Source organism: Streptomyces sp. VNUA24 (genome assembly GCF_029167005.1).
In the GTDB taxonomy this organism is placed as follows: Bacteria; Actinomycetota; Actinomycetes; order Streptomycetales; family Streptomycetaceae; genus Streptomyces; species Streptomyces scabiei.
The window spans coordinates 1,680,255-1,695,081 of record NZ_CP119143.1 but is presented as its reverse complement, the minus strand read 5'-3'; the positions used below and the strand labels follow the sequence as shown (position 1 = coordinate 1,695,081).

At 72.5% G+C, this 14,827-nt stretch carries 16 protein-coding genes; 5 read left to right on the top strand and 11 right to left on the bottom strand.

All coding sequences use genetic code 11. The features are described from left to right. Window positions 1-27 precede the first annotated feature (27 nt). Window positions 28-1,065 carry a glycoside hydrolase family 5 protein gene (locus PYR72_RS06985; RefSeq protein WP_275454445.1) on the bottom strand — a complete coding sequence of 346 codons (1,038 nt, stop codon included), beginning with the start codon at window positions 1,063-1,065 and terminating at the stop codon, window positions 28-30. Between the two features lie 193 nt (window positions 1,066-1,258). Here PYR72_RS06985 and PYR72_RS06980 point away from each other — a divergent pair, with 193 nt between their 5' ends. Then, complete coding sequence (locus tag PYR72_RS06980) at window positions 1,259-1,909, top strand: hypothetical protein (protein WP_275454444.1); 651 nt, start codon at window positions 1,259-1,261, stop codon at window positions 1,907-1,909. Between the two features lie 224 nt (window positions 1,910-2,133). Here PYR72_RS06980 and PYR72_RS06975 read toward each other — a convergent pair whose 3' ends face one another. The 4 genes from PYR72_RS06975 to PYR72_RS06960 all read right to left on the bottom strand — a co-directional run bounded on the left by PYR72_RS06975 (window position 2,134) and on the right by PYR72_RS06960 (window position 5,530). Then, the gene (locus PYR72_RS06975; RefSeq protein ID WP_275460346.1) at window positions 2,134-3,036 is read right to left on the bottom strand and encodes a sugar phosphate nucleotidyltransferase; all 903 of its coding nucleotides are present in this window, start codon (window positions 3,034-3,036) and stop codon (window positions 2,134-2,136) included. A 199-nt stretch (window positions 3,037-3,235) separates the two neighbouring features. Beyond that, entirely contained in the window at window positions 3,236-3,715 is a 480-nt protein-coding gene (locus PYR72_RS06970; protein WP_275454443.1) for a group III truncated hemoglobin, read from the bottom strand. Window positions 3,716-3,723: 8 nt separating this feature from the next. Next, window positions 3,724-4,929, bottom strand: coding sequence for a globin domain-containing protein (locus PYR72_RS06965; RefSeq protein WP_275454442.1), 1,206 nt, complete (start codon window positions 4,927-4,929; stop codon window positions 3,724-3,726). 160 nt (window positions 4,930-5,089) lie between these two features. Continuing rightward, complete coding sequence (locus PYR72_RS06960) at window positions 5,090-5,530, bottom strand: Rrf2 family transcriptional regulator (protein WP_275454441.1); 441 nt, start codon at window positions 5,528-5,530, stop codon at window positions 5,090-5,092. A gap of 150 nt (window positions 5,531-5,680) precedes the next feature. On the opposite strand from PYR72_RS06960, the gene PYR72_RS06955 reads away from it, so the two are divergent. Continuing rightward, window positions 5,681-6,529 carry an NAD(P)H-binding protein gene (locus PYR72_RS06955; RefSeq protein WP_275454440.1) on the top strand — a complete coding sequence of 283 codons (849 nt, stop codon included), beginning with the start codon at window positions 5,681-5,683 and terminating at the stop codon, window positions 6,527-6,529. A gap of 83 nt (window positions 6,530-6,612) precedes the next feature. Here the strand turns inward: PYR72_RS06955 and PYR72_RS06950 are convergent, their stop codons facing one another. The 6 genes from PYR72_RS06950 to PYR72_RS06925 form a co-directional block, all read right to left on the bottom strand. Next, on the bottom strand, window positions 6,613-7,578 hold the full coding sequence (locus tag PYR72_RS06950; protein WP_275454439.1) for a hypothetical protein: 966 nt from the start codon (window positions 7,576-7,578) through the stop codon (window positions 6,613-6,615). Further along, window positions 7,568-8,194, bottom strand: a complete 627-nt coding sequence (locus PYR72_RS06945) for a nucleoside deaminase (protein WP_275454438.1) — start codon at window positions 8,192-8,194, stop codon at window positions 7,568-7,570. Before PYR72_RS06945 ends, PYR72_RS06950 begins: the two co-directional genes overlap by 11 nt. A gap of 81 nt (window positions 8,195-8,275) precedes the next feature. Then, window positions 8,276-9,142 carry an SDR family oxidoreductase gene (locus tag PYR72_RS06940; RefSeq protein WP_275454437.1) on the bottom strand — a complete coding sequence of 289 codons (867 nt, stop codon included), beginning with the start codon at window positions 9,140-9,142 and terminating at the stop codon, window positions 8,276-8,278. Further along, the gene (locus PYR72_RS06935; RefSeq protein WP_275454436.1) at window positions 9,139-10,782 is read right to left on the bottom strand and encodes an NAD(P)/FAD-dependent oxidoreductase; all 1,644 of its coding nucleotides are present in this window, start codon (window positions 10,780-10,782) and stop codon (window positions 9,139-9,141) included. Before PYR72_RS06935 ends, PYR72_RS06940 begins: the two co-directional genes overlap by 4 nt. Further along, entirely contained in the window at window positions 10,775-11,308 is a 534-nt protein-coding gene (locus PYR72_RS06930) for an SRPBCC family protein (RefSeq protein WP_275454435.1), read from the bottom strand. The genes PYR72_RS06935 and PYR72_RS06930 overlap by 8 nt, the downstream gene beginning before the upstream one ends. A gap of 190 nt (window positions 11,309-11,498) precedes the next feature. Next, on the bottom strand, window positions 11,499-12,902 hold the full coding sequence (locus PYR72_RS06925) for a DUF4157 domain-containing protein (RefSeq protein ID WP_275454434.1): 1,404 nt from the start codon (window positions 12,900-12,902) through the stop codon (window positions 11,499-11,501). A 218-nt stretch (window positions 12,903-13,120) separates the two neighbouring features. Between PYR72_RS06925 and PYR72_RS06920 the strand changes: the two genes are divergently transcribed. The 3 genes from PYR72_RS06920 to PYR72_RS06910 all read left to right on the top strand — a co-directional run bounded on the left by PYR72_RS06920 (window position 13,121) and on the right by PYR72_RS06910 (window position 14,812). After that, the gene (locus tag PYR72_RS06920) at window positions 13,121-14,026 is read left to right on the top strand and encodes an amidohydrolase family protein (protein ID WP_275454433.1); all 906 of its coding nucleotides are present in this window, start codon (window positions 13,121-13,123) and stop codon (window positions 14,024-14,026) included. Window positions 14,027-14,120: 94 nt separating this feature from the next. Continuing rightward, complete coding sequence (locus PYR72_RS06915; RefSeq protein WP_275454432.1) at window positions 14,121-14,423, top strand: metalloregulator ArsR/SmtB family transcription factor; 303 nt, start codon at window positions 14,121-14,123, stop codon at window positions 14,421-14,423. Beyond that, the gene (locus PYR72_RS06910; protein ID WP_275454431.1) at window positions 14,420-14,812 is read left to right on the top strand and encodes a VOC family protein; all 393 of its coding nucleotides are present in this window, start codon (window positions 14,420-14,422) and stop codon (window positions 14,810-14,812) included. The genes PYR72_RS06915 and PYR72_RS06910 overlap by 4 nt, the downstream gene beginning before the upstream one ends. Window positions 14,813-14,827 lie beyond the last annotated feature (15 nt).

Sequence of the window (14,827 nt, the reverse complement as noted above, 5' to 3'; positions counted from 1 at the left end):
GGCTCCCGTCACCTCCTTCGGCGCGGGTCAGAAGTCGTCCGGTGTCCTGACGCGTTCACGGATCCAGACGCCCGCGGGCTTGAGGGAGGAGGTGCCGGTCCACGGGCCGCCGCGGGCGCATGTGCCCTGCTTGAAGACGGCGCCGGAGCGTTCGTCGTCGGAGTAGTTCCAGTTGACCCAGCTGATCTTCTTGGCCGCCATCAGATCGAGGTAGCGCTGTGACATGGCGAAGTCGTTCGCGCCCTCGCCCGCGTAGTTCTGGGTGCCGAACTCCGTGACGAAGACCGGTATGCGGTCGGCCGCGCGGGAGAGGGTCCGCAGGTACTCGTCGCGGTGCGAGTCCGCGTAGAAGTGGAACGTGTACATGATGTTGGCCGCGTTCACCGGGTTGTCGACCACCTCGGACTCGTTCGCGCCGTCCGACACACCGAGCGAGGACCAGGCGCGGGTGCCGACCAGGACCGGGGCGTCGGGGTCCTTGGCCCGGATGACGGGGAGGAGCTGCTCGGCGTAGCTCTTGACACGGGACCAGCTCACGCCGCTGGGCTCGTTCGCGATCTCGTAGAGCACGTTGTTCTTGTCGCGGTGGCGCTGGGCGATCTCCGAGAAGAACGTCCTGGCGCGTGCGAGGTTGTGGTGCGGGTCGCCGGGGTCGAGCATGTGCCAGTCGACGATGGCGTACATGCCGCGGGCGGTGGCCTGTTCGATGGTGGCGTGGACGAGGTCGGTGAAGCGGCGCGGATCGGTCTCGTAGCCGCCCTCCTGGACGTACAGCGAGACGCGCAGGACGTCCGCGCGCCAGTCGCCGGCGAGGGCGTCGAGCGAGCCGCCGGTGACGCACTGGCTGTACCACTGCAGGCCGTGCGTGCTCATCCCGCGGAGCTGGATCGTTTTTCCTCGCTGGTTGCAGAGCTTGGTGCCGCACACCTTGAGCTGTCCGTTGGCGGCGACGGGGGTGACGGCCGCGGCCGGGGCCGTGGGCCCGGCCTGTGCGGTGTTCGGGGTCAGGACGAGGCCGAGAAGGAGCAGCACGGCGACGAGCGGAGCATGGCGTGCCGGTCTCATGGGGGACTCCCGCGGTCGGTGGGGAACCGATCGGATCGGTCGCGATCGGTCGGTCGGGGAAACAGAACTAGTAGGAAACTTTCCTAACAGAAAGGGAATTACCAGTTGGTCCGGACCTTTGCAAGGGATCCGGCAGGACCGCCCTCCGCGGATCGCCTCCGGTGAGGTGCCTGAATTCGCTACGGTCGGGCGCATGGACCGCCTGGCCGAGATCACCTTCCTGCTGCCCGACGCGCCGCAGTCGCACCGTTTCCTGGACGAACTGCGCACCCTGTTCTCCCAGGTGGGGTATGCCCGGCCCACCCGGTCCGCGCACACGGCGGGCAGGGTGGGTGACCGCCTGACTCTCACTCCGCCACGGCCCGCCGGCGCACGCCCCGTCACGGCCTTCGAGATCGCCGACGTCTCCGTGCCCGATGTCGCCCTCGGCGCGGGCCGTTCCGTCGGCGCACGGGCCGCCGACGGGACGCGCGAGCCCCGGGTGCTGCCGGCCCACGTCGAGGCGGCGGACCTCGTCCGCCGCCTCGACGGTCACGTCCGGCGTGTCGATCACACGGGCGTGAACGTGCCCGCCTGCGCCAACCCGCCCGAGCGGTGGCACGAACTCGTGGGCGCGCTCGCCTCGACGGCCGCCCTGTACCGCTATCCGACCGGCGAGGACTGGCCGTTCGTCCTTCCCTCGACGGCGGACGAACTGCGGGACGACATACGGGACGCCGTCGTCGGCCGCGAGCCCAGGTTCGAACTGGTCTACGACCAGTGGCTGACGCGGCCGCAATGGCAGTTCGCGCTCGGGACCGACCTGACCCGCCCGCAACTGGAGCGGATGTTTCCCGAGCCCTAGGGACTGACGTTCCCCGAACTCGCGGACGTCTTCCGTGTCGTACCGGTCCGCAGCCCCTGGCCGGAACTGGACCTCAGATTCGATCTCTCCTACCGCACGGAGGGCGGCCCGTCCGACTGGGAGACCGGCGCGTGGCTGGTCTCGGAGGGCGGCCGCATCCGCTGACCCGGGCGGACGGAGGCGGGCCGCCGCCTCCCGGGCGGACGGCGAGGTGACGCCGGGGCCTACGCCGTCTCGGCGTCGAGGCCGTCGACCAGACCGCGCAGCAGGGGGCCGTACTCCGGGTGGGAGAGGGCGAAGGCCATCTGGGCGACCAGGTAGTCGGCCGGGTTGCCGGTGTCGTACCAGCGGCCCTTGATGACCTGCCCGTACACCGCACGGGTGGCGGCGTAGGCGTTGATGGCGTCGGTGAGGTAGACCTCGCCGGTGCGGTGCTCGTACCAGCGGCGGGTCTGTTCACGCAGTTCGTCGATGATGCCGGGGGTGACGACGTAGCCGCCGATGGCCGCGTACGCGGAGGGGGCGGCGGCGGGCTCGGGCTTCTCGACCAGGCCGGTGATGCGCAGCTGACCGTCGCCCAGGTCCTCCTTGACTATGGGCACGCCGTAGCGCTGGGACTCGGTGGGGTCCATCGGCAGCAGGGCCAGCACCGGACAGCCGGTCTGTTCGTAGGCGCGGATCAGCTGCTGGGCGCGGGGGGTCTCGGCCACGAAGACGTCGTCGGGCCACAGGACGAGCACCGGCTCGTCGCCGAAGGCCCGGGCGGCGTTGAGGACCGGGGTGCCGTTGCCGTACGGGCCGTACTGGTCGAGGTAGGTGATGTGACCGCGCCGGGCCAGCTCCGCGACCTCCTCCACCGCGTCCGCGTAGGCGGTCTTGCCGTCCTCGCGCAACTGCTCGACCAGGGCGGGGTTGGGGCGGAAGTGGTCCTGGATGAGGCTCTTGCCGCCGGAGACGACGATGGTGATGTCGGTGATGCCGGAGTCGACCAGTTCGCGGACCGTGTGCTCGATGACCGGCTTGTCGCCGACGGGGAGCATCTCCTTGGGTGTCGCCTTCGTCAGCGGCAGCAGACGGGAGCCGAGGCCGGCTGCGGGGATCACAGCCCTGCGGATCGTCGGGGACATCATGTCTCTCTCGGTCGAGCGGCACACCGTACCGGTTGGCACATGGCCCGGCCGCACACGGTCGCGCGACCCCGGATGAAAGCCTACCCAGCCCCTTCCCGGGCGCCACGTGCCCGTCCCCCCGCCCGCCCGGGCGGGACGGGCGCCCCGGCCCGCCGGTCCCGGAGCGGCGCGTCCGCCCCCGGTGCGGGCCGTCGCCTCACGCGGGGGGCCCGAAGGTGACGTCGACGGGGACCGGACCGCGGACCGGACGCGGCCGTCCGTCGCCCGCCGTGTGGTGCAGCAGCGCCCTGGCCACGACCTGCGCCCTGGCGACCGCCCGGTCGGCCAAGGGGCCCGCGTGACTCCGGCGTACGGTGCCGGTCCACAGCTCCAGCCAGCGGTCGAAGTGCTCGGCCCGCAGCGGACTCCGGGCGTGCAGGTCGCGGTGGGCACGCAGGGCGTTGCGGCGGTAGACGCCCGGCGTGAGCAGGACGCTCTCCCAGAAGTCGGCCATCACGGGCAGATGGGTGGCCAGGTCGATACGGGCCACCTCGGTGAAGAGCCGTCCGATCAGCGGATCGTCGAGGACCGCGTCGTAGAACGCCCGTACGAGGCGCGCCACGTCCTCGCGGCCGTGGATGTCGGGCAGCCGCTCCGGCCCGTGGGGCGGCAGCCTCCGGTCGTCGTCGTGTGTCATGGCGGTGCCTACCTGCCGAGCCAGAGGTCGGGGCCGAACACCTCGTAGTGGACGGCGGACGGGTGCAGCCCCTTGGCCAGCAGTTCGCCCCGCATCAGACGCATGAAGGGCAGCGGGCCGCAGAGGTAGGCGGTGGTGTCGGCGGGCAGGACGAGGTGGTCGAGCGTGGCACGGCCGGCCAGGACGTGCGCGCCGGGGGAGCCGTGTGCGTCGTTCTCGTACCACAGGTGCAGGTCGGCGCCGGTCAGACGGCTGACGAGGTCAGCCTGCTCGTCGCGGTGGACGTGGTCGGCAGGGGTGCGGTCGGCGTGGACGACGGTGACCGGGCGCGTGGCAGAGGTGAGGGCGAGATGGTCGAGCATCGAGAGCATGGGGGTGATGCCGATGCCCGCGGAGGCGAGGAAGAGGGGGGTGTCGCCCTCGGGCAGGACGAGGTCGCCGGCCGGCAGCGAGACGTCCAGGAGGTCACCCGCCCGCGCATGCGCGTGCAGCCACGACGAGACCTCGCCGTCGGGCACGGAACCGTCGGCGGACCTCTCGCGCTTGACGGTGATGCGCCAGGTCTTGTGATCGGGTGCGGTGGAGAGGCTGTACTGGCGGATCTGGCGGGCGCCGTCCGGCAGTTCCACGCGGACGCTGACGTACTGGCCCGGGCGGAACGGGAGCGTGGGGCGGCCGTCGGTCCGGCGCAGGACCAGGGAGACGGCGTCGGGGGACTCCCGGTGCCTCTCGGTGATCTCCAGGCGCCGCCAGACGTCTCCGTCCGCCACGCCGGCCTCGGCGTACTGCCGTGCCTCGATGGCGATCAGGGCGTTGGCCATCAGCCAGTAGACCTCGTCCCAGGCCGCGGCGACCTCGGGTGTGACGGCGTCACCGAGGACCTCGGCGACCGCGCCGAGCAGGTGGCGTCCGACCAGCGGGTACTGGTCGGCGGTGACACCGAGCGAGACGTGCTTGTGCGCGATGCGTGCGAGGACGGCGTCCGGGCGTTCTCCGGGCCGCTCGACCAGCAGGGTGGCGAAGGCCGCCACCGAGCCGGCCAGTGCCTCGCGCTGGGCGCCGGTGGCCTGGTTGGTCCGGTTGAACAGCTGCCGCAGCAGCTCCGGACGCTCCTCGAACATCCGCTGGTAGAACCGCTCCGTGATGGTGGTCAGGGACGCCCCCACCACGGGAAGCGTCGCCCTGACGACGGGGGCCGACTGCGCGGAAAGCATCAGACACACTCCTGGACTGATTGGTCGTTCGATCGAATTGGTATGCGGGATGCGTATTTTTGATCGTGAGGTCTCGGTCGAGGATCGCGACCGAGTGTGGTGGACGAGGACGAGGACGGGGGCGGGGGCGGGTGTGGAGCGGTGGGGAGCCTCCGGCCGGTCAGCCCGGCGGGGCGCCGAGGGCCAGCAGTACCGGCCCCGTCGGTGAGGCCACCAGATCGCCGACGGTCACCGTGTCGAGTGAGGAGTAGAACGCCTCCTGCGCCTCGCGCAGCGCCTGCCGCAGCCGGCAGGCGCCCGACAGGGGGCAGGGGGTGTCGCCCTCGCACACCACGGCTTCGCGGTCCTGCTCCAGGGTCCTCACCAGGGTGCCCACCGGGGCGGCGCGGCCCGCGTCGGTGAGTGACAGGCCGCCGTTGCGTCCCCTCCGTGCCTCGATCACCCCGAGGTGCTGCAACTGCGCGATCGCCTTCGCCATATGGGTGTAGGGGACGTTCATGGAGTCGGCGATCTGCCTCGTGGTCAGCAACTCCCCGCCGTCCACGACGGCGAGGCGCATCACTGCCCGCAGTGCGAGATCCGTGTACCTGGTCAGCCTCACGGCAGCAGCCTATCAATATTGCATCTCAGATACTTATTTGAGGGGAGTGGTCTGCGTCTCCTCGGGCGCGGCCGGTCCCGCTGGGTGCCGCAGGTCCGAACTCGCTTCTCGCGGACAGAAGTTGACCGCAAGCCTCCGTACGGTCGTGTCATGACACAGACGCAGCGCATCCTTGTCACCGGTGCCACCGGAACCGTCGGCCGTCAGGTCGTCACCGAACTCCTGGCCCGCGGCCACGCGGTCCGCGCCCTCACCCGGGACGCGTCCCGGGCGGCCCTCCCCTCCGGGGTCGAGGTCGTCGAGGGCGACCTGTCCGCACCGGACGGCCTGGTCCCCGCCCTCGACGGCGTCACCGGCCTCCATCTGATCACCTTCGGCGGGGCCTACTTCGCCCCGCTGGAGACCGGCCCGAGGATCCTGGAGCTGGCCCGCGCGGCCGGCGTACGCCGGATCACCGTGCTGCACGGCGGAGGGCCGACCCCGCTGGAGGACGCGGTGCGTGCCGACGACGCCGTGGACTGGACCGTGCTCATGCCGGTCGAGTTCATGGCGAACGCCCTGGAGTGGGCGGACGGGATCCTGTCCTCGGACGAGGTCCACGAGCCCTTCGTCTCCCGGCTGAGCGCCATGGTCCACGAGGGCGACATCGGCGCCGTCGCCGCGGTGGCCCTCACCGAGAAGGGCCACGCCGGTCAGGAGTACGTGATCACCGGCCCCGAACTGCTGACCGTCGGCGACAAGGTGGCCACGATCGCCGCCGCCCGGGGCCGCGAGATCACCCTGACCGAACTCACCGAGGAGCAGGCCGTCGCCCGGTGGCGGGCCGCGGGCCACCCCGACGACGTGATCGGCTTCCTGGTCGAGGCGTACGGAAACACCCCGGAGGTGGGCCGAACGGTCGTCGACACGGTGGAGAGGGTCACCGGCCGTCCCGCCCGCACCTTCGCCCAGTGGGCCGCGCGGCACGCGGACGTGTTCAGGGCGCCTGCGTCGACGTGACCGCGCAGGGGATGTCCTCGTCCGCGTGACCCGGCGGGCGCGCGGCGGCGGGGCCGACGGGGTCGGCCGGAAGGGCGACCGCGCTAGTCGGCGGACCGGCCCGACAGGCGGCTGACCTCCCGGGCGGCCTCGCGGGCCGTCTGCTCGGCCCCGGACACGGCCTCGGCCGCCGCCGCGCACTCCTTCTCCGCGCGCTGCCGCTCGCGGTCCGCCCCGCGGAGCTCCTCCCGCGCCCGACGCAGCAGGCGCTCGGCCTCGGACACGTCGTTCTCCGCCGCCTCGTACCGGTCACGCGCCCGCTCCCGTACGGCCTGGGCGTCCGCGCGGGCGGCACGCAGGTCACGCACCCGTCGGTCGGCGGCCCGGGCCGCCTCGCGGGCCCGGGCCAGCTGCTCCTGCTCCCGTTCCTCCTCCCGCTTCTGCTTCTGTCGGCGCCGCTCGGCGGCCTCGTCCTTCGCGCGGGCGCGCGAGGCGGCGGACGGCGCGGCCGTCGACCGGGAGGGAGCCCCGGGTGCGGCGGACGGCGCGCCCCCGGCCGTACCGCCGGGGAGGTCGGTCGGCGGGGTGAGGGCGCTCTCCAGACGCCCGGTGGCCCATCGGCCGGCCGCCTCCTCGTCGGCGAGCACCGCGCGCAGGGTGTCCTCGACCTCCCGCCGCACCGGCTCCGACAGCCGGTGACCGGCCTCGTCGGCCAGCCCGGCGGCCTGCCGGGACAGGGCGGCGACGATGCTCCTGCGCTGCTCCGACAGCTCCTTGACCCCGTCGGCGTCCAGACTTCGGTACGCCTCCCGCAGCGCCCGCCCCAGCTCCAGGAACCGCCGGCTCTCCTCGGGCTCCGAGCGCAGCAGCAGATTCGCCGTCCAGGCGGCGAGCGAAGGGCGCCGCGCGGCGCGGATCCGACGCGCCTCCTCCACCCGTCCGTCGGCTCTGGCCTCGGCCGTCAGTTCCTCCCGGCGGGCGACGAACGACGGGGGTGGCGTGGCGTAGAGCTCGTCCAGCGCGGTCTCCACGTCACGGCCCGCGCCGCCGCGCGCGCCCTTACGCGGCATGATCACCGGAGGGGGCGGCGGGGCGCGCCTCGCGCAGCCGCCGGGCCTCCTGGAAGAGGAGGTTCGTGCGGTCGGCCAGGACGCCACCCAGGAGCAGTTCCGGGGTGTGGAAGGAGCGTGCGGCGGCGGCCACCTCGTGGGCGGACAGGGCGATCTGGACGATGCCGGTGCGGCGGATCTCCTCGATCGAACTGGCCCACACGACGCGCCGCACGTTCGCCCAGACCAGCGCGCTCATGCACATCGAGCAGGGTTCCCCGGTCGTGTAGAGGGTCGTGGCGTCCCACCCCCGGTTGCCGTGCCGGCGTACGTAGTCGTTCATGGCGACGACCTCGCCGTGCAACAGCGGACTGTCCGCGCCGGTGTTGACCCCGCTCCCCAGCACCCGGCCGGTACGGGTGGCGACGATCACCGCACCGAACGGCCACTCGGGATTCCTCCGGGCCTGCTCGACGGCGAGCCGCATGAACCGCTCATGGCCGGTACGGTCCCCGGCGCCGCCCTCCGTTCCGGCCCGGCTCTCGCGGAGCGGGTGCCGCGGCAGGGCGAGTGACGTGGCGATCCCCGTCGCGGCCGCCCCCCACCTCCCGAGGAACCGCCGCCTGCCCCCGTCCATACACGTCTCCTCGCCCGATTCCGCACACGTCACCCGTCGCGCAGAGTATCCGATACGTCACACAGGGGCGCGGCGGCTTCGTCAGGCGCCCGCGCGCGGGTGGCCGCCCGGCCCGAGCAGTCCGGTCGGATGGAGAGGCTGTTCCGCTTCGAGGCGGGGGAGGGTGCGACGGGTCGCGCGCAGCACCAGCGGTGGGATCGCGGCGCGGGTCAGCTGGGTCAGGCGCAGCCACCAGGGGACGTAGACGGCGGTCCGCCGCCGTTCCACCGCGTCGGCGAGGCGGGTGGCGACGGTCTCGGTGGGCTGGACGCGCCGGGCCGGTGGCGGCATGTGGGCGCGCAGCTCCCGCAGGGTCACGTAACGGTCGGCGTCGCGGATCAGTTCGGTGTCGGTCCAGCCGAGGTAGGCGATGCCCACGGCCACACCGTGCTGGGCGGTCTCGGCGCGCAGCGTGTGGGCGAACGCCTCCACACCGGACTTGGAGGCGCAGTACGCGCTCATCATCGGGGCGGCGCCGATCGAGGCCAGCGAGGCGATCTGCAGGTGGTAGCCGGCGGTCCGCACCAGATCGGGCAGGAAGGCCCGCGCGGTCTGGGCGCTGCCGATCAGGTTGACGTCGATCACCCGGCGCCAGGTGCCGGGGTCCGACCGGGCGAAGGGGCCGCCCTCGGCGACACCCGCGTTCGCCACGACGACCGAGGGCGGCCCCAGGCGGGCGCGGACGGTCTCGGCCGCCTCGTCGAGGGCGGTGTCGTCGCAGACGTCGGTGCCCAGGGCCAGCACCGTGCCCGGGAGGGCGGCGGCGGTCGCCCTCAGCGCCGGTTCGTCGTGGTCGAGGAGGGCCAGCCGCGCACCCCGCCGGGCGAGCGCGTCCGCCAGGGCCGCTCCGATGCCGCGCGCCGCTCCGGTCACCACGACCGTCCGGTCGCGCAGCGGGCTGTCCTTCACGACCGCTCCCTTCCCGCCCGGCTCTGGGCCCGTCCGGTGCGGTCCCGGTGGGCCAGGACGCGCTGGGCGCGGGTGAGCCCGGGCAGCCGGTGCCGGCGCAGTGCGGCACGGGCGGCGTTGGCGCCGGGGGCGCCGTGCACCCCGCCGCCCGGGTGGGCGGAGGCGGAGGCGAGGTAGAGGCCGTCCACGGGGGTCTCGGGGCGGCCGGTGCCGGGGGCGGGCCGGAAGAAGAGCTGCTGGTGCAGGGCCGCCGTACCGCCGTTGATGGCACCGCCGTGCAGGTTGCGGTCGAGTGCCTGGAGGGTGGGCGGGGCCAGCACCCGGCGGGCGCGGATGCGTGAACGGAACCCCGGCGCGAACCGCTCCACCTGGCGTTCGACGCGGTCGGCCATCACCTCCTGCTCCGTACGGCTCCAGCGGCCCGTCAGACCCTCGTCGCCGGCGTCGGACTTGATGACGTGCGGTACGTGGGTGTACGCCCAGGCGGCCTCGGTGCCGCTGGGGGAGCGGGAGGGATCCGCGGTCGTCATCTGCCCGAACAGGGCGAAGGGGCGGTCGGGTACCTGCCCCATGGCGATCTGCGCGGCGCAGCGGGTGAGTTCGTCGACGCCGTCGGCGAGGTGGACCGTGCCCGCCCGCGCCGCCGCCTCGGCCCGCCAGGGCACGGGACCGTCGCAGGCCCAGTCGACCTTGAACGTGGCGAAGTCCCACTGGAAGCGCTTCAGATCGGCCGTCAGCTGGGGCGGGAGGTGCTCGGCGTCGACGAGTTCGCCGTACAGGGACGGCGCGGACACGTCCGCCAGGACGGCGCGGCGGGCGGCCACCTTCTCGCCGTCGGAGGTGAGGACCCCGGCGGCCCGGCCGCCGCGCACCAGGACACGGGTGACCCGCCGGCCGCAGCGCACGGTCCCGCCCCGCGCCCGCAGCCGGCCGACGAGTGCCTCCGTGAGGGCGCCCGAGCCGCCGGCCGGCACGGGGAAGCCGTACGTCTGTCCGAGCATGCACAGCAGCCAGCCGTAGCCGCCGCTGCCCGCGGCCTCCGGCGCGAGGTCGGCGTGCAGGGCGTTTCCGGCCAGCAGCAGCTTGCCGCCCTCGCCCCGGAACTCCTCGTCCCCCATGCGGCGGACCGGCGCGACCAGGGTGCGGGCCATCCGCAGGCCCCCGGCCGCCCTCAGCCTGACGGCGAGGCGGGCGGTGGCGCGGACCGGCGGGAAGGGGGTGAACAGCGCGTCGACGATGTCCGGGCCGAGGTCCTCCCAGGTCCGGTGCAGGCGCCGCCAGGCGTCCCCGTCCCCCGGGTGGAAGGCGTCGAGCGAGGCGGCGGTGGCGTCGATGTCCCGTGACAGCACCGCGCATCTGCCGTCGCCGAGCGGATGGGCCAGCACGTCCGGGGCATGGCTCCAGCGCAGGCCGTACTGCTCCAGGCCGAGCCGTGCCAGGACCGAGGACGCGGCGGCCAGGGGGTAGAAGGAGCTGAAGAGGTCGCTCGCGAAGTCGGGGTCGACGCCCCTGTCGTGGCGCACCGCGCCGCCGGGCACCGACTGTTCCTCCAGGACCTCCACGCTCCATCCGGCGTCGGCGAGCAGGTTGGCGGCCACCAGCCCGTTGGGGCCGGCTCCGATCACCACCGCGTCAGGCATGGCCGCCGGTGCCGTGGCCCGCGGCCCTGCGCCGCCCGTGGAGCCTCGTGGGCCGCTCCGCCTCGGTGCGTGCCTCGGCCTCGGCACCCTCCTCGGCCCGCGCCTCGCAGAGTCCGGCGAGCCGGGCGAGCATCGCGCGGTGCCGGAGCTGGATCAGCGCCTCCACGCCCACGTTGTGGAGCGCCCCGCCCACGCCCTGCAGTGGGTGCTCGTCCACGACGACCAGGCAGTACGGTCCCCAGGGGCGGAGCGTGACGGAGATCCGCGCCGTGCCCAGCACCCCGGCCCGCGCCTCCAGCCCCAGCTCGGAGCCCTCCTCGCAGTACCGGACCACGGTCTCGTTGCTCAGCCGCAGCGGTCCCACCCGGATCTCGTACCCGATCGCCGAGCCCACCTGCGGCCACAGCCCGCGCACCGGCTCGGAGGACGAGGTCCCCACCACCCACTCCGCGTACCGCGTGCCGTCCGCGAGGACGGCCCACACGGCCTGCGGACTCACCTTGATCAGACGATGCCGTACCGCCATGCCACACCTCCAGCCGGTCCACCCCGGTCGAGGGCCGAGTGCCCGGCCGGACGAGATCCACACCGGACGGACGGGGAGGGGCATTCCGGGCGGACGGGGAGGGGTATTCCGGGCGAAGCGCCGGGCCGCTCGACGGCCGGACTTCACCGAAGAAGGGAGGTCAGTCCTGGAACGGCCAATCCTGGAACGGTCAATCCTGGAACTTCTTCTTCATTTCGGTGATCCTCTTGACCTCCGCCAGTCTTTCCGCGCCCGCGAATTTCGTCATGTGCTCCTTCATGAAGTCCGGATTGGCGAAATTGAGCAGGAACTCGGCCATCTCCTCCTTCTTGACCACCTCACGGAACTCCGCGTCGGTCAGCGGGACCGCGTCGCCGCCCTTGACGCTGTCCTTCTCCTCGACCGCGACGATGCTGAAGGGCGCGCCCTGCTGAGCGATCCAGCCCTTCTCGGAGCCGCTGGACCCCTTGCCGAGATACTTCCGTTTGATCTTCACCGTGATGACGTATCCGAAACGGGCCTCCGAGCCGAAGATGGAGGCTATTGCGGGATTGGAGGAGAACTCGACCAGCTTGGCGGAATCGTCAGTGCGGTGCCCGCTCGTGTAGCTGTGGATATGCTCCGGATCGGGCGCCGTGGCATTCTCGTCGGGCACCTGGAGCATTTTGGAGAAGCTGACGAAGCTATGCCGCATGAATTCCTGCACCATGTACTTCTTCTGCGTGGGCGTCACGCCACGCTTCAGGAGGACTTCCTCCTCGCTGTCCGCCGCAAGCCCCGCGATGTGGTCCTCCTCGCTCGATCCCGGAGGCTTCTCCTCGAGAGCGACCCGTCCCCAGCCCGGCCCGTCCTCCCCGTCCTGCAGCATGCGCTGCACCGGCCCGCCCGCCGTGCTCACGGTGCTGCGGTGGACGGTGGCCGAGGGCGCGGTCGTCATGCCCGAGGCGTAGGCGTGGCCGTCGGCCTCGGCCGCCCGTTCCGAGCTCTGCCCCGGATCGGTGACGGAGACTCCCGCCCCGTTGTTGTGGCCCGTCTCCCGCACACCCTTGAGGTTCTTGTCGACGTGACTGAGCTCGTGGCCCATCAGCCGCTCGTCGGCCGCCGCCCCGGCGGAGAGGAAGACGTGGTGGCCGATGGTCATGGCCTCGGCCCCCATCGCCGTCGTGGCCCGTTGCGCCACCTCGTCGCGGTGGACACGGGTGGCGGACAGCCGGTCGTTCTGGAAGAACGCCCCCGCCTTCGCCACCACCGACGAGGGCAGCGCCTGACTCGGTGACTTCAGCGCGGCGTCCAGCAGGGCGCTCTGCCTCTCCGGACTGGTGTCCTCCACCTGCTCGTCCTCTGTCACGGCACGCGCGACGACGGCATCGTTCGAGGAGCGCTGTACCGGCTTGTGCCCGCATCCGGCGTCGTGCTCGTGCCGGTCCTGCGCCGCCACGTGCCCGGCCTGCCGCAGCATCTGGACGACCGCCGCGTTTCCGACGCTCCTCTGGAGGGAGAGCAGTGGCGGCAGGTCGGGAGCGTGAGTCGCCCGCGCCTGGCGCTTCTCCCGCTCCTTCCGTGTCGTGGCGTTCTCGGCCTGAGCCTTCGACATCCGTCATCCTCCGACACTCACAGGCGAACCGATCATGCAGGTTGGCACGGCGGAGACCGCGTTCCCAGAGGCACAGGGGCAGACTTGGCGTGTCCCAAAGGGCAGCGGCGGGCCGCGACGCGTCGCGCCAGGCACGAACCGCCGGGTGACGGATCCCTCATCGCTCCCTTGTGCGCGGTGGTGGACCTGTCGCCGCCCCGGAGCCGATCGTGGACGGCATGAACGATCATCCCCGTGAGGTACCCGTGGGCGAGGAAGCCGGAGAGATCCGCCGCTTCTCGCAAGCGCTCGGTCTGCCCGGCCTGGTCGATGTCCACACACATTTCATGCCCGAGCGCGTCCTGCGCAAGGTGTGGGCGTACTTCGACGCGCTCGGACCGCTGACCGGCGGCATGGAATGGCCGATCACGTACCGTCAGGAGGAGGCCGAACGGGCGGACCTGCTCCGGGACTTCGGTGTGCGGGCGTTCACCTCGATGCTCTATCCGCACAAGCCGGGCATGGCCCGCTGGCTGAACGCCTGGGCGGTGGACTTCGCCCGCCGCACCCCCGGCTGTCTGCACACCGCCACGCTCTACCCCGAGCCGGACGTCGCGGCGTACGTCAGGGAGGCCGTCGAGGAGGGCGCGCGCGTCTTCAAGGCGCACGTACAGGTGGGGGCGTACGACCCGGCGGACCAACTCCTCGACCCGGCATGGGGGGTGCTGGCCGAGGCCGGCGTCCCCGTGGTCGTCCACTGCGGCTCCGGGCCCGCGCCGGGCAAACACACCGGGCCCGAGCCGATCGGGCGGGTCCTGGCGCGTCATCCCCGGCTGCGGCTGGTCGTCGCGCACATGGGCATGCCCGAGTACGAGGAGTTCTTCGGTCTCGCCGAGCGGTACGGGGAGGTGCGGTTCGACACGACGATGGCCTTCACCGACTTCAGCGAGGGTTTCATGCCGTTCCCGCGCCGGGCCCTGCCGCGGCTGGCCGCCCTCGGTGACCGGGTCCTCCTCGGCTCCGACTTCCCCAACATCCCCTACCCCTACCTCCACCAGCTCCACGCCCTGGAGCGTCTGGGTCTGGGGGAGGACTGGCTGCGGGCGGTGTGCCACGACAACGGGGCGGAGCTGTTCGGGCTGTGACCCGCGGCGTGGCGGGGCCGTGCGTGGCGGGGCCGTGCGGATCGGGTCCCGTCCGGGCTTGATAGGCAAGTGGTTGCTTGCCTATGGTGGAGGTGTGGCCGACGACCTGTTCAAAGCGCTCGCCGACCCCACCCGCCGGACCATCCTCGACGAGCTGGTCGAGCAGTCGGGACAGACACTGTTCGAGATCTGTGCGCGGCTGACCATGAAGCACCGGCTCGGCATCTCGCGCCAGGCCGTCTCCCAGCACCTCGCCGTGCTGGAGGCGGCCGGGCTCGTCGAGACCCGGCGGGAGGGCCGCTACAAATTCCATGACCTGAACACCGCCCCGCTGCGGCAGATCACCGAGCGGTGGCCCGTGCCCGACCCCTCCGGACCGCAGGAGAGCACCTCATGAAGATCCGTCTGACCAGCGTCTTCGTCGACGACCAGACCAAGGCCGAACACTTCTACACCGAGATCCTCGGCTTCGTGAAGAAGCACGACGTCCCGCTGGGCGAGAAGGACCGCTGGCTGACCGTCGTCTCGCGGGACGAGCCCGACGGCACCGAACTCCTCCTGGAGCCCGCCGGCCATCCGGCCGTGCGGCCCTACCGCGACGCGCTCGTCGCCGACGGCATCCCGCTCGCCCAGTTCGCCGTCGACGACGTACGGGCGGAGTACGCGCGTCTGCGCGGCCTCGGGGTGCGCTTCACCCAGGAGCCCCTGGAGATGGGCCCCGTCACCACCGCCGTCCTCGACGACACCTGCGGCAACCTGATCCAGATCGCCACCCAGCCGCAGTAGGGGCCGGCGGGGTGC

What these genes read in the sequence shown, in the direction of transcription:
- PYR72_RS06920 (WP_275454433.1), top strand. Translation starts at nt 13,121, where the DNA reads ATGAACGATCATCCCCGTGAGGTACCCGTGGGCGAGGAAGCCGGAGAG.
- PYR72_RS06975 (WP_275460346.1), bottom strand. Translation starts at nt 3,036, where the DNA reads ATGTCCCCGACGATCCGCAGGGCTGTGATCCCCGCAGCCGGCCTCGGC.
- PYR72_RS06965 (WP_275454442.1), bottom strand. Translation starts at nt 4,929, where the DNA reads ATGCTTTCCGCGCAGTCGGCCCCCGTCGTCAGGGCGACGCTTCCCGTG.
- PYR72_RS06970 (WP_275454443.1), bottom strand. Translation starts at nt 3,715, where the DNA reads ATGACACACGACGACGACCGGAGGCTGCCGCCCCACGGGCCGGAGCGG.
- PYR72_RS06930 (WP_275454435.1), bottom strand. Translation starts at nt 11,308, where the DNA reads ATGGCGGTACGGCATCGTCTGATCAAGGTGAGTCCGCAGGCCGTGTGG.
- PYR72_RS06910 (WP_275454431.1), top strand. Translation starts at nt 14,420, where the DNA reads ATGAAGATCCGTCTGACCAGCGTCTTCGTCGACGACCAGACCAAGGCC.
- PYR72_RS06925 (WP_275454434.1), bottom strand. Translation starts at nt 12,902, where the DNA reads ATGTCGAAGGCTCAGGCCGAGAACGCCACGACACGGAAGGAGCGGGAG.
- PYR72_RS06980 (WP_275454444.1), top strand. Translation starts at nt 1,259, where the DNA reads ATGGACCGCCTGGCCGAGATCACCTTCCTGCTGCCCGACGCGCCGCAG.
- PYR72_RS06955 (WP_275454440.1), top strand. Translation starts at nt 5,681, where the DNA reads ATGACACAGACGCAGCGCATCCTTGTCACCGGTGCCACCGGAACCGTC.
- PYR72_RS06950 (WP_275454439.1), bottom strand. Translation starts at nt 7,578, where the DNA reads ATGCCGCGTAAGGGCGCGCGCGGCGGCGCGGGCCGTGACGTGGAGACC.
- PYR72_RS06945 (WP_275454438.1), bottom strand. Translation starts at nt 8,194, where the DNA reads ATGGACGGGGGCAGGCGGCGGTTCCTCGGGAGGTGGGGGGCGGCCGCG.
- PYR72_RS06935 (WP_275454436.1), bottom strand. Translation starts at nt 10,782, where the DNA reads ATGCCTGACGCGGTGGTGATCGGAGCCGGCCCCAACGGGCTGGTGGCC.
- PYR72_RS06985 (WP_275454445.1), bottom strand. Translation starts at nt 1,065, where the DNA reads ATGAGACCGGCACGCCATGCTCCGCTCGTCGCCGTGCTGCTCCTTCTC.